At 73.8% G+C, this 17,832-nt stretch carries 16 protein-coding genes; 1 reads left to right on the top strand and 15 read right to left on the bottom strand.

Annotated features, from left to right (window positions below; all coding sequences use genetic code 11):
- Positions 1 to 13 precede the first annotated feature (13 nt).
- From ICW24_RS06515 to ICW24_RS06475, 9 genes are all read right to left on the bottom strand, one after another.
- Positions 14 to 1,360 carry a L,D-transpeptidase gene (locus ICW24_RS06515; RefSeq protein WP_226344911.1) on the bottom strand — a complete coding sequence of 449 codons (1,347 nt, stop codon included), beginning with the start codon at positions 1,358 to 1,360 and terminating at the stop codon, positions 14 to 16.
- A 220-nt stretch (positions 1,361 to 1,580) separates the two neighbouring features.
- The gene (locus ICW24_RS06510; RefSeq protein ID WP_226344910.1) at positions 1,581 to 1,991 is read right to left on the bottom strand and encodes a cytochrome c oxidase subunit 4; all 411 of its coding nucleotides are present in this window, start codon (positions 1,989 to 1,991) and stop codon (positions 1,581 to 1,583) included.
- Positions 1,988 to 3,739 (bottom strand): aa3-type cytochrome oxidase subunit I, encoded by a 1,752-nt coding sequence (gene ctaD, locus ICW24_RS06505; RefSeq protein ID WP_226344909.1) that lies wholly within the window; start codon positions 3,737 to 3,739, stop codon positions 1,988 to 1,990. Before ctaD ends, ICW24_RS06510 begins: the two co-directional genes overlap by 4 nt.
- Positions 3,739 to 4,641, bottom strand: a complete 903-nt coding sequence (ctaC, locus tag ICW24_RS06500) for an aa3-type cytochrome oxidase subunit II (RefSeq protein WP_226344908.1) — start codon at positions 4,639 to 4,641, stop codon at positions 3,739 to 3,741. The genes ctaD and ctaC overlap by 1 nt, the downstream gene beginning before the upstream one ends.
- Positions 4,642 to 4,833: 192 nt before the next feature.
- Entirely contained in the window at positions 4,834 to 5,667 is an 834-nt protein-coding gene (aat, locus tag ICW24_RS06495) for a leucyl/phenylalanyl-tRNA--protein transferase (RefSeq protein ID WP_226344907.1), read from the bottom strand.
- A gap of 85 nt (positions 5,668 to 5,752) precedes the next feature.
- On the bottom strand, positions 5,753 to 6,745 hold the full coding sequence (locus tag ICW24_RS06490) for a carbohydrate kinase family protein (RefSeq protein ID WP_226344906.1): 993 nt from the start codon (positions 6,743 to 6,745) through the stop codon (positions 5,753 to 5,755).
- A 161-nt stretch (positions 6,746 to 6,906) separates the two neighbouring features.
- On the bottom strand, positions 6,907 to 7,290 hold the full coding sequence (locus tag ICW24_RS06485; RefSeq protein ID WP_226344905.1) for a HesB/IscA family protein: 384 nt from the start codon (positions 7,288 to 7,290) through the stop codon (positions 6,907 to 6,909).
- Between the two features lie 165 nt (positions 7,291 to 7,455).
- Entirely contained in the window at positions 7,456 to 8,613 is a 1,158-nt protein-coding gene (locus ICW24_RS06480; RefSeq protein ID WP_226344904.1) for a glycerate kinase family protein, read from the bottom strand.
- Between the two features lie 130 nt (positions 8,614 to 8,743).
- Complete coding sequence (locus ICW24_RS06475) at positions 8,744 to 10,156, bottom strand: dipeptidase (protein ID WP_226344903.1); 1,413 nt, start codon at positions 10,154 to 10,156, stop codon at positions 8,744 to 8,746.
- A 98-nt stretch (positions 10,157 to 10,254) separates the two neighbouring features.
- On the opposite strand from ICW24_RS06475, the gene ICW24_RS06470 reads away from it, so the two are divergent.
- Positions 10,255 to 10,839 carry a DUF3043 domain-containing protein gene (locus tag ICW24_RS06470; RefSeq protein WP_226344902.1) on the top strand — a complete coding sequence of 195 codons (585 nt, stop codon included), beginning with the start codon at positions 10,255 to 10,257 and terminating at the stop codon, positions 10,837 to 10,839.
- A gap of 31 nt (positions 10,840 to 10,870) precedes the next feature.
- Here the strand turns inward: ICW24_RS06470 and ICW24_RS06465 are convergent, their stop codons facing one another.
- The 6 genes from ICW24_RS06465 to cobO are packed head-to-tail and all read right to left on the bottom strand — an operon-like array spanning position 10,871 to position 17,824.
- Positions 10,871 to 11,083 carry a hypothetical protein gene (locus ICW24_RS06465; protein ID WP_226344901.1) on the bottom strand — a complete coding sequence of 71 codons (213 nt, stop codon included), beginning with the start codon at positions 11,081 to 11,083 and terminating at the stop codon, positions 10,871 to 10,873.
- On the bottom strand, positions 11,080 to 12,201 hold the full coding sequence (gene cobA, locus ICW24_RS06460) for a uroporphyrinogen-III C-methyltransferase (protein ID WP_226344900.1): 1,122 nt from the start codon (positions 12,199 to 12,201) through the stop codon (positions 11,080 to 11,082). Before cobA ends, ICW24_RS06465 begins: the two co-directional genes overlap by 4 nt.
- Positions 12,194 to 14,020, bottom strand: a complete 1,827-nt coding sequence (cobT, locus tag ICW24_RS06455; protein ID WP_226344899.1) for a nicotinate-nucleotide--dimethylbenzimidazole phosphoribosyltransferase — start codon at positions 14,018 to 14,020, stop codon at positions 12,194 to 12,196. Before cobT ends, cobA begins: the two co-directional genes overlap by 8 nt.
- On the bottom strand, positions 14,017 to 15,804 hold the full coding sequence (gene cobC / locus ICW24_RS06450; protein ID WP_226344898.1) for an Rv2231c family histidinol phosphate aminotransferase CobC: 1,788 nt from the start codon (positions 15,802 to 15,804) through the stop codon (positions 14,017 to 14,019). The genes cobT and cobC overlap by 4 nt, the downstream gene beginning before the upstream one ends.
- A complete protein-coding gene (locus tag ICW24_RS06445) occupies positions 15,801 to 17,204 on the bottom strand; it encodes a cobyrinic acid a,c-diamide synthase CobB (protein ID WP_226344897.1) in 1,404 nt (467 codons plus the stop codon). Before ICW24_RS06445 ends, cobC begins: the two co-directional genes overlap by 4 nt.
- Positions 17,201 to 17,824, bottom strand: coding sequence for a cob(I)yrinic acid a,c-diamide adenosyltransferase (gene cobO / locus ICW24_RS06440; protein ID WP_226344896.1), 624 nt, complete (start codon positions 17,822 to 17,824; stop codon positions 17,201 to 17,203). The genes ICW24_RS06445 and cobO overlap by 4 nt, the downstream gene beginning before the upstream one ends.
- Between the last annotated feature and the right edge of the window lie 8 nt (positions 17,825 to 17,832).

Here is a 17,832-nt window from a genome sequence, read left to right as displayed (position 1 = left end):
CGGCGGCGTGCGATCAGGGGGTCGGTGACGCCGAAGCGGAGGTGCGCGCGGGAGGCGTCGCCGGGCGCGTCGTGGCGGCCTGACCCGGGGTCGGCGTGGCCGTGGCCGTCGCGGTGCGGGGCTTCGTCGGGGCCGTGCCCGGCTTGGGGGTCGCACCCGGCGTCGGGGTGGCGGCCGGCTTCAGGGCCGTCGACACGGCGCTCTTGGCCTTCCACTCCGGGAACGAGAACAGCCACACCGACAGGCCGTCGCCGGGCTTCATCTTCCGGGACCCGTTGACGAAGTCGACGACGTCACCCACGAGGCTCGCCTTGAACATCTTCTTGGCGGCCGACGGGCCCATGTTGACGCACCCGTGGGAGACGTTCTTGTTCCCCTGGGCCCAGACCGACCATGGGGCGGAGTGCAGGAACTCCCCCGTGTTCGTCACCCGCATGGCCCAGTTGACCTCGGTGCGGTAGTAGTTGGGGTCGTCCTCGGGGACGCCGAGGCTCGCGGCGTCCATGACCATGAAGGCGCGCTTCTCGGTGATGACCTTGGTGCCGGTGCGGGTCGGGTAGTTCTTCTCGGGACGGCCGTTGCTCACCGGGTAGGTGGCGACCGTCTTCCCGTTCTCGCGGACCGTCATGACGTGGTTGCCGATGTCGACGGTGCTGATCCGGGCCCGCGGAGCGATGGTGAACGATGCTCCCTTGTTCTCGGTCACCCACTTGCCCTCGCCGGTCTGCACCCCCTTGAGCGGCGCGTTGACGGCGACCTTGGTGTTGGGCTTCCAGTACGTGGCGGGCCGCCACATCACCTGGTTGCTGGAGAGCCATCCCCATGAGCCCTGCTGGGCGGGGGTCGTCTTGATGCTCAGCCGCTTCTCGACCGCGGCACGCATGGCGGGCGTCTTGACCGCACTGTCGAAGGTGACCATGACCGGCATGCCGACGCCGACCGTCTCCTTGTCGGGCGTGACCCGGTAGGTGGCCTCCACCTTGGGCGTGAGGGTGGAGAAGGAGATGACCTTCTTGGTCTCCTGGCCGGCCTCGTTGGTGCCGGTCATCGTCAGCTGGTACGGGGTGCCGGGCGCGAGCACGTCCGCGAGACGCCAGGTGCCGTCGACCGACTTGCCACGCAGCTCCTTGCCCCCTCCGCGCAGCTGGACGGCATGCAGCTCGCCCCCGGCCGCTCCGACCGTGACGACGGCGTCGGGGCGCACGTCCTTGGCTCCCGCCCGAACGGAGGTCGTGAACGACACGGGCGGCGTGGCCGGGGTGGAGGCCTCGGGCTGCGCGCCGTCACCGACCAGGGCGGTGCCCGGACCGGCGTTCTGGCATCCCGACAGGCCGAGCGCGACGACGAGAAGGGTCGACATGGACAGGACTGTCTTGGCGGTCGGCCCCCCGGCTGCACCCGTCACCTTGTGGTCCACTTCGAGCTCCCTGGCTGTCACCCGTCGGAGACGTCCCCCGCCCCGATCACACGTTCTCTCTCCCAGAGTAGCGGCGTCAGGTCCGAACAACCTGAACGCGCATGCGAAACGCCCGCCCCAAACGGTCGATCGGGGGCGGGCGTTGCGCGAAAACTGGTGCGGCTCAGGCGAAGTCGCCGGTGAAGTACTCGAAGGCCCAGCCGACGAGAGCGACGATGCCGAAGATGGCGCCGACGACGAAGACCCACCAACCGATGGCCAGCCCGAGGAACAGCATGAGCGCGGCCAGCCCCAGCGGGAGCGGCCACCAGCTGTACGGGCTGAAGAAGCCGTAGTCGCCCGCGGCCTGGTCGATGTCGCCGTCGGGCACGTCCGACGGGCTGACGTCGAGACGCTTGCCGGTCGCGCGGATGTAGACGCCGATCATGCCGGACATCACCGCGAGCAGGGCGAGGCAGACGACGCCGACCGGCTCGGGCCGGCCGTCCACCGCGTTCGACCAGAAGCCGTAGATGATCGCGACGGGAGTGAAGGCGATCACGCCGGCGAGGAACAGACCACTCGAGACCTTCACCGACGGTCTCCCTTCGTCTCGGGGGAACCCTGCAGATCGGGCTCACCGTACAGCTGGTCGAGCACGCCCTGGTCGGGCTTGGGGCTGTCGTACGCCGCGACCTCGGGGTGGTTGAGGTCGAACGCCGGCCGCTCCGAGCGGATCCGCGGGATGCTGTCGAAGTTGTGCCGCGGCGGCGGGCACGAGGTGGCCCACTCGAGCGAGGCGCCGTAACCCCAGGGGTCGTCGGTGTTGACCATGGGGGCCTTCCGCCACGTCTTCCACACGTTGTAGAAGAAGGGCAGCAGGGAGGCGCCGAGGAGGAAGGCGAAGAGCGTCGAGACCTGGTTGAGGAGCTGGACGTCGTCCTCGACGAGGTAGTCGCCGTAGCGGCGCGGCATGTTCTGCATGCCCAGCACGTGCTGGATGAGGAACGTGCCGTGGAAGCCGATGAACAGCATCCAGAAGTGGATCATGCCGAGCTTCTCGTCGAGCATCTTGCCGGTGAGCTTGGGCCACCAGAAGTAGTAGCCCGCGAACATCGCGAAGACGACCGTGCCGAAGACCGTGTAGTGGAAGTGCGCGACCACGAAGTATGTGTCCGACAGGTGGAAGTCGAGGGCGGGGCTCGCGAGGATGACGCCGGTGAGTCCACCGAAGAGGAACGTGACGAGGAAGCCGATCGTCCACACCATCGGGGTCTCGAAGGTGAGTGAACCGCCCCACATGGTGCCGACCCAGTTGAAGAACTTCACGCCGGTCGGGACCGCGATGAGCATCGTCATGATGGCGAAGAACGGCAGGAGCACCTGACCGGTGACGTACATGTGGTGGGCCCACACCGTGACCGAGAGCGCCGCGATGGCGATGGTCGCGAAGATCAGCGTCTTGTACCCGAAGATCGGCTTGCGGGAGAACACCGGGAGGATCTCGCTGACGATGCCGAAGAAGGGCAGCGCGATGATGTACACCTCGGGGTGGCCGAAGAACCAGAACAGGTGCTGGTAGAGCATCGGCCCGCTGTTCTGCGGATCGTAGATGTGCATCCCGAAGAGGCGGTCACCCGCGATGCCCATGAAGGCCGCGGTGAGCACCGGGAACGCCATGAGGACGAGGATCGACGTGACGAGGATCGTCCAGCTGAAGATGGGCATCCGGAACATCGTCATGCCCGGGCAGCGCATGCAGACGATGGTCGTGATGAAGTTGACGGCACCCATGATCGTGCCGAAACCGGTGAGGCCGAAGCCGAGGATCCACAGGTCCCCGCCGAGGCTGGGCGTGAAGGTCGCGTTCGACAGCGGGGCGTAGGCGAACCACCCGAAGGAGGCCGCGCCGCCCGGGACGAGGAACCCGGCCGTGGCCATGAGCCCCCCGAAGAGGTAGAGCCAGTAGGCCAGCATGTTGAGCCGCGGGAACGCGACGTCCGGCGCGCCGATCTGCAGCGGCAGCAACGCGTTCGCGAAGCCCGCGAACAGCGGGGTGGCGAAGAGCAGCAGCATGATGGAGCCGTGCATCGTGAACATCTGGTTGAACTGCTCCAGGTTGTCCACGACCTGCAGGCCCGGCGCGAACAGCTCGGCGCGGATGATCAGCGCGAGCAGACCGCCGATGGCGAAGAAGAACATCGACGTGACGAAGTAGAGGTTGCCGATGACCTTGTGGTCGGTCGTCGTGATGACCTTGACGAACCGCTTGCCCTTGGACTGCGGCGGGCGCCGGTGTTCTCCGCGCTCGGTATGTGAGGCGGGGGGTGCGATAGTCGCCATCAGTTGCTCGCCTTCGCGTTGGGAACGTACTGTTGCTCGATCTTCTGACCCGGCTCGAGGCCGGCCCGGGAGAGGCTGTTGTCCAGCATCCCGGTCTGGCCGGCGTCCCGCAGACGCTGCAGGTGGGCCTGGTACTCCTCGTTGGAGACGACCTTGACGTTGAACAACATCGTCGCGTGGTAGGCGCCGCACAGCTCCGCGCACTTGCCCTGGAACGTGCCCCGGTCACGGGTGGTGACCTGGAAGCGGTTGACCTGGCCGGGGATCATGTCCAGCTTCTGCTGGAACGCCGGGACCCAAAACGAGTGGATGACGTCGCGGGCCGTGAGCACGAACTCGACCCGCTGGTTCTCGGGGAGGACCAGCGTCGGGAGGGTGTTCTGCACGCCCTCCTTGCCCGTGAGCTGGGCCTGCACCCCGGAGTCCCAGACCTGGCCCTCGACGTAGTTGAAGTCCCAGCTCCACTGCTTGCCGACGACGTTGACCGTGACGTCGGGCTTCTGGCTCACGTCGAGCAGGGCGCTCTGGTCGCGCTCGGTGAAGAAGAAGATGACGCCGACCATCATGATCGGCACGATCGTGTAGAGGACCTCGATCGGCACGTTGTAGCGCAGCTGCTCGGGCAGCCCCACGTCACCCTTGCGGCGACGGAACCGGACCATGCAGTAGATGATCAGCCCCCAGACGAGGGCGCCGACGGCCCAGGCCGCGATCCACATGCCCACCCAGAGCGAGCTGACGCGGTCGGCGCCGGTGGTGGCGCCGTACGGCAGCCAGCCGTGCGCGACGTCACCCTTGCAGCCGGTGAGGGCCAGCAGCGCGAGAGCGCCGACGCCGACCAGACCGAGGTTCCGGCTCCGCCGATGGCGGATCGAGGCCGGTGGGACGAGGTGCTGACGCAAGGTGCTGCCTTCCGTTCATGACGTGGTTGTCGGCGGATCACGACGACCGAGGCAGTTCCTCCTCGACGGATCGACCGCCGAGAGGGGCCGGACACAGTCCGACATGCGCGTCGGTGACGAGAGTCACTGCAACCAGGGACGTACGCAGTCAGCATAGTCCCTTCGTCGGCCCCGACGCGGGCGGGGCGCAGGTCAACGAAGCGGCGTGCCGCGACGTTCCCCGGTGGGCCCGGCGGGCCCCGCCCCCGGGTCGTCGACCGGCGCCCGGCGGGCGAATCCGGCCGGGCTGACCAGCGGGGTCGCCCTCCGCACCGCACGCACGTACTCGGAGCGCGGGATCTCGCGGGCCCCCAGCGACGCGAGGTGGTCGGTCAGCCACTGGACGTCGACGAGGCGGGCCGGGTCGCCGTCGTCCGCGACGATCCGGCAGAGGGCGACGAGCGCGACCTTCGAGGCGTCGGTGACGCGATGGAACATCGACTCCCCCGCGAACAGGCCGCCCAGGGCGAGCCCGTAGAGGCCGCCGACGAGGTCGCCGGCGGGGTCGCGCACCTCGACGGAGTGGGCCCAACCCAGCCGGTGCAGTTCGACGTAGGCGTCGTGGATCTCGCGGGTGATCCACGCGCCGTCGCGGCCGGGATCCGCGCAGGCGGTGACGACCTCGGAGAACGACTCGTCGACCGTGACGTCGAAGCGTCGGACCGCCCTGCGCAGCGATCGGCTGACCCGCAGTTCGCCGGGCACGAGGACGCCTCGGGGGTCCGGGGACCACCATCCCGTCGGCGGGCGCCCTCCCGGCCCGGTGCCCATCGGGAACAGCCCGGCCCGGTAGGCGGCGAGGACGGTTCCCGGCGCGAGATCGCCGCCGACCGCGACGAGGTCGGGCCCGCCGGTCGACGCGGGCACCGCGAACTGCCAGCGCGACGGCGGCGGCTCCACCGGATCGAGAGCGAACCGTGACCCCGTCGGCGTGTCGGGCGTCGGCGTGTCGGACGTCGGCCTGTCGGACGTCGGCGTGTCGGACATGGCGGCGTCGTCCGTGTCGTCGGGAGCGGGGGTGTCGATGTCGTGTGCCGGCGGCGTGGCCGTCGAGCCCTCGTGCCTCGGGCCCTCAGGCCACGGTGAGGGCGGCGGGCAGGAGGCCGGCCACCTCGTCGGCCGCGGCGGGCCCGTAAGCGGATCGCAGGCGGGTCAGGAAACCGGGCAGGGCGTCCTCGTACTCCTGGGTCCCGACCGTCTCGAGGGTGAACGTCGCCAGGGTGGACCCGATCTGGGCACACCGCTCGTGGCTCAGACCCCAGGTCAGGCCCGCGAGGAAACCGGCGCGGAAGGCGTCGCCGACCCCCGTCGGGTCCGCGATCCGCGTGGTGGGGACCGCGGGCACGTGGACGGGTTCGGCACCCGGGGCGTAGATGGTCGCGCCGTCCTTGCCGCGTGTGGTCACGCGGACGCCGACGCGCGAGGCGAGCTCCGCGGCGTCCCAGCCCGTCTTCGCCTCGATGAGGTGCGACTCGTATTCGTTGGTGAACAGGTAGGCGGCACCGTCGACGACCCGGCGGATCTCCGGGCCCTCCATGAAGGCGAGCTGCTGGGACGGGTCGGCGGCGAAGGCGTAGCCGCGATCCCGGCTCTCCTGCGCGTGGCGCACCATGGCCGACGGGTCGTTGGGGGCGACGACGACGAGGTCGAGGCCGCCGACGCGCTCGGCGATCGGGGCGAGCTCGATCTCGCGGGCCTCACTCATGGCCCCGGGGTAGAAGGTGGCGATCTGCGCCAGGTCGCGGTCGGTGGTGCACACGAACCGCGCGGTGTGGGCGGTGTTCGAGACGTGCACGTGCCGGCAGTCGACGCCGTGCCGGTCGAGCCAGCTGTGGTAGTCGGACCAGTCCTCCCCGGCCGCACCGACGAGGATGGGCGACAGACCGAGGACCCCCATGCCGAACGTGATGTTACCGGCCACCCCGCCACGCCGGATGTCGAGGTCGTCCGCGAGGAACGACAGCGACACCTTGTCGAGCTGTTCGGCGAGCAGCGAGTCGGCGAACCGGCCCGCGAAGGTCATGAGGTGGTCGGTCGCGATGGACCCGGAGACGGCGATCTTCACCCGCCCAACCTACTCGACCGGTCCCGACCGCTCGCAGGCGCGGACGGCGGGGCCCCGATGCTCGTGGGGCCCCGCCGTCCGCGGGCATGCCGTGCCGTGCCGGCACCGGACCACGTCCGGTGGCCCGATCAGGGCCGGCGGCCGGGCCGGATCAGCCGGAATCAGCTGAAGGAGTCCCCGCACGCGCAGGAGCTGCCGGCGTTGGGGTTGTCGATGGTGAAGCCCTGCTTCTCGATGGTGTCCGAGAAGTCGATCGTCGCGCCCTCGAGGTACGGGGCGCTCATGCGGTCGACGATGACCTCGACGCCGCCGAAGTCGCGCGTGGCGTCGCCGTCGAGCTGCCGCTCGTCGAAGTAGAGCTGGTAGATGAGGCCGGAGCAGCCGCCGGGCTGGACCCCGACGCGCAGCCGCAGGTCGTCGCGGCCCTCCTGCTCCAGCAGGCTCTTCACCTTGCCGGCGGCGACGTCGGTGAGCAGCACGCCGTGGGCGTGGGAGTCGGAGCTCTGGGCCGCCGTGGTGGTCGTGGTGTCGTCCTGAACGGTCATGGATCCTCGTCCTTCGTCGTCGAGCGTCGTCTGTCGGGTCGGGTCCGCCCGCGTGCCGGCGCACTCGGTCCGTGCGTCGTGGTCAACGGCGACCGGTGCCGAGTTTCTTCCCGCTCGGTCCCGGTCCACAGGATCCGGCCCCGATCCCGACAGGTTACGCCCCGCTCACCGGGGGGACCACGTGCGGGCGAGACGCCGGGCCCGGGCGCGCAGGGTCCCCACGGGGTCGGCCATCGACGCCTCCACCTCGCCGGGACGAGCGGCGACCGCGTAGGTGCCGGCGACCCCGATGGACATCGACTCGCGTCGCCCGACCTCGACCCGGCCGGCGAGGACGACGACGGGCAGTCCGCGACGGGCCGCGGCGGCGGACACCCCCGAGACGACGCTGTCACGCAGGGAGGCGTGGTCGAAGCAGCCCTCACCGGTCACGACGAGGTCGGTCCGGGCCAGCCGTTCGTCCATCCCGCACGCCTCGAGCACGACGTCGACCGCGGAGGCGCGCCGGGCCCCGAGCAGGCCCAGCCCGTAGGCGAGCCCTCCCCCGGCCCCCGCTCCCGGTTCCCGCTCGGGTCGGCGGGGCAGTCCGGTGAGGAGGTCGGTGGCGGGCGGGAGCGCGCGGTCGGCGACGTCGACGAACCGTCCGAGGGCGCGCTCGAGGCGTTGCGCGGCCTCCGGGGACGCGCCCTTCGCGACGGCGTGCGTCGCGCTCGTGCCCGAGAACCCGAGCAGCGGCGCCTGGTCGTCGACCGCCACCACCAGATCGACGCCGTGGACCCGGGCACGCAGCTCGCGCAGGCCGACGAGGGACTCGTCGCCGAGGGCGGCGAGCGCGGCCCCACCGCCGCGCAGGGCGGGGTCCTCGAGACCGAGCGCGGCGAGCATCCCGGCTCCCGCGTCGTTCGTGGCGGTGCCGCCGACGCCGACCACGATCCGGTCGGCCCCCTCGGCGAGCGCCGCGTCGACGAGTTGGCCGACGCCGTACGTGCCGGTCCGCTCGGGGTCGCGCTCGTGGGCGGCCAGCAGGTGCAGGCCGGCGGCCTGCGCGGCCTCGACGTAGACGGTCCGCACCCCGCCGGAGTCGACGCGCAGCAGGCTGGCCGGGACGTCCCGGCCGAGGGGGTCGGCCACCGTGGTCGCGACGACCATGCCGGACAGGGCGGCCTCCACGACACCGACGAAACCGGGGCCGCCTCCCGACAGCGGCGCCAGGGTCATCTCGTCGTCCGGGGCCGCCTCCGACCAGCCGGCCGCGATGGCCTGGGCGGCCTGGACCGCGGTGAGCGTGCCCGCGAAGCTGCGGGGGCAGACGAGGACTCGCATCCCCGCATTGTGCCAAGGGGGCACGTGCCGAGGTGGGCGCGGCCTCGGGGCACTCGGGACCGGCCGTTCCGGCCCGCTCCCGCCGCCCGCGCCTCGGCGCGACGCGCCCACGGCGGACCCACCCGGCCGGTCAGCCGCGCGGCCGCGTCTCGCCGAGCCGCTGCAGCAGGAGCGCCTCGGCGAGGCACACCTTCTCGAACTCGGGCACGTGCAGGCTCTCGTTCGCGCCGTGGGCCCGCGTGTCGGGGTCCTCCACGCCCGTGACGAGGATCGCCGCGCCGGGGAACGCCTCCGCGAACTCGGAGATGAACGGGATCGACCCTCCGATGCCGACGTCGACGGGGTCGGTCCCCCACGCCTGCGCGAACGCGGCCCGGGCCGCCTCGACGTAGGGGCCGTCGGTGGCGGTGACGAAGCCGGCTCCGGAGTCCTCCGGCTCGACCTCGACGTGGACGCCCCACGGCGCGTGCGCGCTCAGGTGCGCGGCGAGCAGGCGCATCGCCTCGTCGGGGTCCTGACCCGGCGCGATCCGCATGGACAACTTCGCCCGACAGGCCGGGCTGAGCAGGTTGGCCGCCTCGTCGACGCTCGGGGCGTCGATGCCGATGACCGTGAGGGCGGGCTGGGTCCACAGCCGCGACGTGGTGCTGCCCCGGCCGATGAGGTCGACCCCCGGCAGCGCTCCGGCGTCGGCGCGCAGCTGGGCCTCGTCGTGGTCGACGGTGGTCTCGTCGCTGCTCTCCAGGCCGGCGACGGCCACCGATCCGGCGTCGTCGTGCAGGGTCGCGAGCAGGCGGCACATGGCGGTGACGGCGTCCGGGACGACGCCGCCGAACATGCCCGAGTGGACGCCGTGGGAGAGGGCCCGCACCGTGACCACCGCGCGGACGTTGCCGCGCAGGGTGGTCGTCAGCGCCGGGGTGCCGATCGCCCAGTTGGCGGAGTCGGCGATGACGAGGGCGTCGCAGGCGAGCGCGTCACGATGCTCCGCGAGCAGGGCAGGCAACGACGCCGACCCCGCCTCCTCCTCGCCCTCGACGAAGACGACGACGTTGACGGGCGGGCGGCCGCCGTGGGCCCGCAGGGCCGCGACGTGCGCGAGGATCCCGGCCTTGTCGTCGGCCGTGCCCCGCCCGTAGAGGCGGTCGCCGACACGGGTGGGCTCCCAGACGGGGGTGTCCCAGTCGGCGTCGTCGCCGGGCGGCTGGACGTCGTGGTGGGCGTAGAGCAGGACGGTCGGCGCGCCGGGCGGGCCCTCGACGCGTCCGATGACCGCCGGGTGCCCACCGGCGGTGACGACCTCCACCCGCGCACCCGCGGCGGCGAGCAGCTCGGCGGTCCGGTCCGCGCTCGCGCGCACGTGCCCGGGGTCGAAGGCGGGCAGCGAGACGCTCGGGATCCGGGCCAACGAGACGAGGTCGGCGAGCACCGAGGGCATGAGGTCCGCGACGATGGCGGCGAGGTCGGGCCGGGGCTCACCCCCGACCGGCTGGGCCGGCGGGGTCGCGTCGTGGGCGTCGGCAGGGGCGCGGCGGTCGGTCATGGCGCCCAGGTTACGGGCGCGGACGGGACGGGCCGGCGACGCCGGGCGGGCCCGGTGGTGGGCCGGGCCGATCACCCAGGTGGCTTAGAGTAGGGCGGGTGTTCAGGCGCAAGAAGGACGAAGTGACGGCGGCCACGGGCGAGACCCCGCAGACCCACGGCTCACACGCTGTGCGGCCGGGGGCCAAGAACCGCCCCACCCCCTCCCGCCGGGAGGCCGAGGCCGCCCGCCGTCGCCCGCTCGTGCCCGCGGACCGCAAGGCCGCGCAGGCCCGGTCCCGCGAGCAGGAGCGCGAGCAGCGGCTGCGGCTGCGCGAGGCGATGGCCGCCGGGGAGGAGTGGGCCCTGCCCGCCCGAGACCGCGGCCCCCAGCGCGCCTACATCCGCGACTACATCGACGCGCGGTGGAACGTCGCCGAGTTCCTCCTGCCGATCATGATCATCGGCCTGCCGATCAGCCTCGTCCCGAACGCGATCGCCATCGGGTACTCCCTCGTCTACGGCGCGCTGCTCGTCGCGATCCTCGACGTGACGGTCCTCTGGTTCGGCCTAAAGAAGAGGCTCAGGGCCCGGTTCGGGGAGCCGGAGCGCGGGTCCCTGTGGTACGTCATCTCGCGCGCGATGCAGATCCGACCCGGCCGCATCCCGCGGCCGCGGGTCAAGCGGGGCCAGTTCCCCGCCTGAGCACCGCCCGGTCACGGCCGGATCGGAGCGCTCAGCCGGCCTCGAGCGACATCGGGCCGTAGACCTCGACGTCGCCCCGGCACAGCGTGACCGCGGCGACGCCGTCGTTGCTCAGGTCGGCCCACGCCTCGCCCAGCCAGGCCTCGGCCTCGCCCTGTGTCGGGAACGGGCCGGCGTCCACCCCCGTCACCGGCGCGCCGGCGGCGTCGGTGCCCCGCCAGCGCCACCCCTGCGCGCCGCTCACGCGTCCGCCTCCGCATCGGTCTCCGCCTCGGGCAGGAAGCCGGCGACGTCGCCGACGACGGTGACCGCGGGGCTGCTCGCCCCGGGCAGGTCGCCGGCCGCGGCGCGGCTCAGGGATGTCCGCACGCTGCGGTGACTCGGCAGGCCCGCGTCCATGACGACGGCGACCGGGGTGTCGCCGTCGCGGCCGGAGTCCAGCAGCGCGGCCGCGATGGCCGGCAGCGTGGCGACGCCCATGAGGACGACCAACGTCACGCCGCTCGCACCGAGGCTCGCCCAGTCGACGGTCCCCCGGGGGTCGCCCGGCGGGACGTGTCCCGAGACGACGGCGAAGCCCTGGACGACGCCGCGGTGCGTCACCGGAACCCCGGCGAGGGCGGGCCCGGCGACGGCGGAGGTGACGCCCGGCACGACGTCGACGGGGACGCCGGCCTCCCGGCACGCGAGGACCTCCTCCATGCCGCGGCCGAAGACGAACGGGTCGCCGCCCTTGAACCGGACGACCCGGCGGCCGGCGCGGGCCTGCTCGAGGAGGATCTCGTTGATGCGCTCCTGCGAGGTGAACGCGCCGCGCGGGATCTTGGCGACGTCGATGACCTCGACGTCGGGGCGCAGGTCGGCGAGGACCTCCAGCGGGGCGAGGCGGTCGGTGACCACGACGTCGGCGCTCATGAGCGCGGCCCGGCCGGCCACGGTGAGCAGACCCGGGTCGCCGGGCCCGCCGCCGACGAGGGTGACGCTCCCGACGCCCGCGTTCGGCGCGGCGCCGACCTGCTCGGCCCGGGCTGCGGTGGAGGCGAGGGCCGACAGCACCTCGGCGGCGTCGGCGGACGCGAGGGCCGCGGCGTCGTCGGCGGCGTCGTCGGTGGCGGCCACGAGCAGCCAGGCCCGTTCGAGGTCGTCGGCCCCGGCCTCCCGGGCGTGCCACGTCACGAGGCCGCGCTCGGCCAGGTCGAGCAGCGAGTCGACGACCCGCGGGGCGTAGACCTCGACGCTCGCGCGGGCGGCGAGCAGCCGGGTCACGGCCCCGAGCGCAGCCGCGGCGCCGCCGACGACGACGACGCGCCGCCCGGCCAGACGCAGGCCGGACACGTCGAGCTGCGGTGCCGGCTCAGGCATCTCGACCCTCGATCTCGGCCTGCTCGAACGTCGCGCCCTCGCGCAGGACGCGGGCCGCGCCCTGCACGATCGGCACGGCGAGCACGGCGCCGCTGCCCTCGCCGAGCGCGAGGCGCAGGTCGAGCAGCGGGCGCAGACCGAGGTGCTCGAGGGCGCGCCGGCAGCCGGGTTCGGCCGACGCGTGGCCGGCGAAGAGGTAGCCGCGCGCCTCGGGGGCCAGGGCGTCCGCCACGAGCGCGGCGGACAGCGCGATGACGCCGTCGAGGACGACCGGAGTGCGCAGGGCGGCCGCGCCGAGGACGAAGCCGACGAGCGCCGCGTGCTCGAGACCGCCGACCGCGGCGAGCGCCTCGAGTGGTCGGTCGCGCGAGACGTCGTGACGGGCCAGGGCCCGGGTGACGACGTCGATCTTGTGGGCGAGCATCGCGTCGTCGATGCCCGTCCCGCGGCCCGTCACGCTCGCGGGGTCGGCTCCGGTGAACGCGGCCACGAGCGCCGCCGAGGACGTCGTGTTGGCGATGCCGAGGTCGCCGGTGAGCAGGAGCCGGTTGCCCTGGGCCACGAGGTCGCGGGCGACATCGACGCCGACCTCGATCGCCTGCTCGCACTCCCGCGCCGTCATGGCGGGCGCGACGAGCATGTCGGCCGTGCCGGGCGCGACGTTGCGGGTGAGCAGGCCGGGGCGGGGCGCCACCGGCGCGGCGACGCCGACGTCGACGACGCACACCTCGACGCCGATCCCGCGCGCGAGCACGCTCGTCATCGCCCCCCCGTCGAGCATCGTCGCCACCATCTGGCCGGTGACGGCCTGCGGCCACGGCGTCACGCCCTGGGCGTGGACGCCGTGGTCGCCGCAGAAGACGGCGAGGGCGGCCGGCTCCGGGACCGGCGGCGGGCAGGTGCCGGCGATGGCGGCGAGGCGCTCCGAGACGTCCTCGAGCTCGCCGAGGGCGCCCGCGGGCTTGGTCAGGGTCAGCTGTCGCTCACGGGCCGCCGCGGCGGCCTGCGCGTCGACGGGTTCGACCGCGACGACGGTCTCGTCCACGAGGGACACGGGTTCTCCTCCCGGGAGGCGGCGCGCCCCCCACGTCTCGTGGTGGACGGCCCAGGCCAGGGGGCGACGGCGCGCCCACCCGCTCAGGGCCAGTTCGGGGGCGTCGGCGAAGCGGGTCACGTGCCCCACGCACAGGTAGGCGACGACCTCGAGGTGGCCCGGGAGGCCGAGCTCGGCCGCGAGCTCGGCCGAGTCGAAGAAGCTCACCCACCCGACGCCGAGGCCCTCGGCCCGGGCGGCGAGCCACAGATTCTGCACGGCCGTGGCCACGGAGAACGACGCCATGCGCGGGTCGGCGTGCCGCCCCAGCGTGAACGGGCCGCCTCGCGTCGGGTCGCACGTGACGACGACGTTGACCGGCGAGCACAGGATCGCCTCGACCTTGAGGCCGTCGAACCGGCGGGCCCGGTCGGCGGTCAGGGACGCGGCGAACACGTCCCGCTGCCGGGCGGCCAGGTCGCGCACCCGGCGGCGCGTGACCTCGTCCCGGACGACGAGGAAGTCCCACGGCTGGCTGAGCCCGACGCTGGGCGCCCGATGCGCCGCCTCGAGGACGCGCAGCAGGACGTCGTCGGCGACGGGGTCGAGGGTGAAGTCGCTGCGCACGTCGCGACGGCCGGTGATCACCTGCGCGACCGCGGCGCGCACGTCGGCCGGCAGCGGCGGGACGACGCCGCTCCCGTGCGCGGCGCCGGGGGCCGTGGGATCGCCGGACGACGCCTCCGGGGCGCCGGCGACTCGCGAGTCGATCTCGGGCGCGGTCATCGTGAGCGCTCCTGGGGGGTCGGGGGCCGGTGCGTCCGCCGGGGGGTGCGGGTCGGACGATCCGGATCGGCGGCGGATCCCACGGCGGGAGCGTGGGGGGCCGGAAGATCGGTGAGGCGCGCCAGCGCGGCGGCGAGGGCGTCGACGACCTCGGCCGGACGGACGGCGAAGCGCAGCCACCGATCGTCCAGACCCGGGAACGTATCACCCCGGCGCACCGCGAACCCGGACTCGCGCAACGCGGCGCGCAGGTGGGCGGCCGTCGGGTGCGACGCGAGCACGAACGGGCCCGCGGGCTCAGGGACGACGTCGAACCCGGCGCCGGTCAAGGTGGCGACGAGGTGGGCCCGCCAGGGACCTGTGCGGGCCCGCACGGCCTCGACGTGGGCGTCCCCCGCGGGCGAGTGGGCGGCGCGCAACGCGGCGAGTGCCACGGAGTTGACCGACCACGGGGGCTGGCACTCCCGCAGCCGGGCCACGAGCGCCGGGGGGCCGACGACGAACCCGGCGCGGATCCCCGCCAGCCCGAACGTCTTCGTCAGGCTGCGCAGGACGAGGATCTCGCCGTCGTCGGCGCCCGAGCCGGCGGCGTGGGCGAGAAGGGTCTGCGCCGGGTCGTCGGCGACGTCGAGGAACGCCTCGTCGACGACGAGGACCCGGCCGGGGCGGCGCAACCGCAGGAGGTCGGCGGCGGGGTGCAGGCGCGAGGTCGGGTTGGTCGGGTTGCCGACGACGACGAGGTCCGCCCGTTCCGGCACCGCGCCCGGGTGCAGGGCGAACCCGTCGTCGCCGGTGAGCACGTGGCGGGCCACCTCGTGCCGCGCGGCGGCCAACGCGGCCTCCGGCTCGGTGAACTGGGGGTGCACGACGAGCGGGTGCCGCCACGCCCGCGCGGCCGCGACCAGCCCGAACGCCTCGGCCGCGCCGTTCGTCAGGAGCAGGCAGGCCGGGTCGAGGCCGAGCCGGGCCGCGACGTGGCCACGGACCGCGCGCTCGTCCGGGTAGGCGGCCACGCCCGCGAGGGCGTCGACCATCGCGAGCCGCACGACCTCCGGGGGGCGGGAGACGGCCACGTTGACGGCGAGGTCGACGAGGCCCGAGCCCGTCTCCGCGTCGCCGTGATGGCGCAGCGCGTCGAGCGGCCCCCCGTTCTCCGCCGCGTCCGCCGCCCCGACCGACGCCACGTCGCCCGTCCCGGACGTCGTCGAGGCCGCGCCGACGCCGAGCGCGGCCGTGCACGCGTCACCGATCGTCTTGCGCACGAGCAACCGCGCGCCCGCGGCGACGACCGCCGCCTCGGCGACGGAGGCCAAGGGTCGGCCCGTCACCCCGGTGAGGGCGGCGACCTGGGCCGAGGGCGTGGGGACCTGCGCCGCGGCGCGCTCCAGCCCGGCCTCGTCGACCGCCACGATCCGGGCGCCGAGAGCCGCAGCGGCGTGCTGGACGGCCGGATGGTCGAGGTGCCGCTCCCGCGTCGCGAGCGCGACCGCCGCCGGCACACCCGAGAAGGTCGGTGCACCCGAGCGACGCCCGGGGCTCGACGTCCCCGACACTCCCGGTTCGCCGACCTCCGCGCCTGTCCCCCCTTTCGTCGGCGGGCCCGAGTCCGCCTTCGCCGCGGCGGGGACGGCGAGCACGACCCGGACGACCGACAGGACCGCCTCGCCCGTGGCGCCCCGGCGCACGCCGACCCCGACGACGAGCTCGGCGCCGTCGGGCGCGCGGTCGAACCCCACGCCACCCTCGACGTGCGCCTGAGCCCCAGCCGTTTCGACGCTGGTCACGGCGTCCATCCCCCGCACGCCGCGACGAACTCGGCCGCGGCCCGCGGACGCCCGGCCCAGTTGGTGTGGAGGTACGAGGCGTGCGTCCGCCCCACGACGAAACCCTCGACCTCGGGCTGACCGTCACGGTCCCAGCCCCAAGCTCGCGGGTGGTCGCCGACGACCTCGACGCGCGTGCGGTGGAACTCGTGACCGTGGAACCGGGCCCCGGCGGGCCCGAGCACGCTGTCGGCCAGGGCGACGGCGTGGCGGTAGCCGAGCACGAGCCGGGGCGACATGCTCGCGCGCACGTTGATGACGCCGCACATCGGCACCCCGTCGAGTTCCCGCCCCAGGTAGAGCAGCCCGGCGCACTCGGCGCTGACGGGGCCGCCGGCCGCCGCGAACGCGGCCACGTCCTCGAGCAGGCCGCGGTTCGCCCCGAGTGCGCCCGCGTGCACCTCGGGGAAGCCGCCGCCGACGACCACGCCGTCGGTGCCTGCCGGAAGGGCCTCGTCGCGCAGCGGGTCGAACGGCACCACCTCGGCGCCGGCGGCCGCGAGCAGTTCGGCCGTCTCGGCGTAGGCGAACGTGAACGCCGCTCCCCCGGCCACGGCGATGCGCGGCGACCCGGCCGGCGCCGGGGCCGCGCCCGCCGCCCGCACCTCCGCGAGCGCCGCGGCGGGGTCCCACGCGGGCTCGTCGAGGTCGCCGGCGGTGGCGGCGACGGCGAGGATCGCGTCGAGGTCGAGGTAGTCGTGGGCCATGCGGGCCAGGGCGGCGACCGCGGACAGGGCCTCCGGGTGACGTTCGGCGGCCGGGATGAGCCCGAGGTGACGGCTGGGCACGACGACGTCCGGCAGGCGGGGTACGGCCCCGACGACGGGAACGCCCGCCTCGGCGACCCCGGCGCGGGCCTCGGCCTCGTGCCGCGGGGACGCGACGTTGTTGAGGATGACCCCGCCGATGCGCACCTTCGGGTCGAAGCGGGAGAAGCCGTGGACCACGGCCCCCACGCTGCGCGAGGCGGCGGCGCAGTTGACGACGAGGACGACCGGCGTGCGGGTCAGGGTCGCCACGTGGGCGCTCGAGGCGAAGCCGCCCGACCCGAGGGCCCCGTCGAACAGGCCCATGACCCCCTCGATGACGGCCACGTCGGCGGGCCGGGGCGTGGCCGCCCCGTGGCGCAGGAGCGGCACGAGCCGCTCGGGGCCCACGAGGTGGGCGTCGAGGTTGCGCCCGGGCCGGCCGGCGGCGGCCGTGTGGTATCCGGGGTCGATGTAGTCGGGGCCGACCTTGTGCGGCGAGACGACGAGGCCGCGCTCGCCGAGGGCCGCGATGAGGCCGGTCGCGAGCATCGTCTTGCCGCTGCCCGAGGCGGGCGCCGCGACGAGGACGCGCGGAAGCGGGGAGGCGCTCACCACTCGATGCCCCGCTGACCCTTCTGGCCGTCGTCCATGGGGTGCCGGATCTTCGTCATCTCGGTGACGAGGGTGGCGACCTGGAGGAGACGGGGGTCGGCGTCGCGTCCGGTGACGACGACGTGCTGCTTGCCGGGGCGGTTCGCGAGGGTCTCGCACACCTCGTCGACGTCGACCCAGCCCCACTTCATCGGGTAGGTGAACTCGTCGAGCACGTAGAGATCGTGCCGCTCCTGCGCGAGACGCCGCCGGATCTCCTGCCACCCCTCGAGGGCATCGGCCGCGTGGCGTTCCTGCGTGTCCTCGCCGCTGCTCGTGCGGGTCCAGCTCCAGCCCGAGCCCATCTTGTGCCACTGCACGGGCCCGCCCTCCCCGGTCTGCTCGTGCAGCTCGTGCAGGCGACGGAAGACCTCCTCCTCGCCGACCTTCCACTTCGCGGACTTGACGAACTGGAACACGCCGATGTCGAAGCGCTGGTTCCAGCCGCGCAACGCCATCCCGAACGCCGCCGTCGACTTCCCCTTGCCGGGACCGGTGTGCACGGCGGTGATCGGGCGGTTGCGGCGCTGGCGCGTGGTCAGGCCGTCGTCGGGGACGGCGTCGGGGCGACCCTGGGGCATGCGTGGCT

It is taken from the genome of Agilicoccus flavus, assembly GCF_014857905.1.
GTDB classification, from domain to species: domain Bacteria; phylum Actinomycetota; class Actinomycetes; order Actinomycetales; family Dermatophilaceae; genus Agilicoccus; species Agilicoccus flavus.
Note: the sequence above shows the minus strand (reverse complement) of the source record. Positions and strands in the feature narration are given on the sequence as shown.

Coding starts and splice junctions, on each gene's coding strand:
- ICW24_RS06480 (WP_226344904.1), bottom strand. CDS start 8,613: ATGCGAGTCCTCGTCTGCCCCCGCAGCTTCGCGGGCACGCTCACCGCG.
- cobT (WP_226344899.1), bottom strand. CDS start 14,020: ATGACCGCGCCCGAGATCGACTCGCGAGTCGCCGGCGCCCCGGAGGCG.
- cobA (WP_226344900.1), bottom strand. CDS start 12,201: ATGCCTGAGCCGGCACCGCAGCTCGACGTGTCCGGCCTGCGTCTGGCC.
- ICW24_RS06475 (WP_226344903.1), bottom strand. CDS start 10,156: ATGACCGACCGCCGCGCCCCTGCCGACGCCCACGACGCGACCCCGCCG.
- ctaD (WP_226344909.1), bottom strand. CDS start 3,739: ATGGCGACTATCGCACCCCCCGCCTCACATACCGAGCGCGGAGAACAC.
- aat (WP_226344907.1), bottom strand. CDS start 5,667: ATGTCCGACACGCCGACGTCCGACAGGCCGACGTCCGACACGCCGACG.
- ICW24_RS06485 (WP_226344905.1), bottom strand. CDS start 7,290: ATGACCGTTCAGGACGACACCACGACCACCACGGCGGCCCAGAGCTCC.
- ICW24_RS06515 (WP_226344911.1), bottom strand. CDS start 1,360: ATGTCGACCCTTCTCGTCGTCGCGCTCGGCCTGTCGGGATGCCAGAAC.
- cobO (WP_226344896.1), bottom strand. CDS start 17,824: ATGCCCCAGGGTCGCCCCGACGCCGTCCCCGACGACGGCCTGACCACG.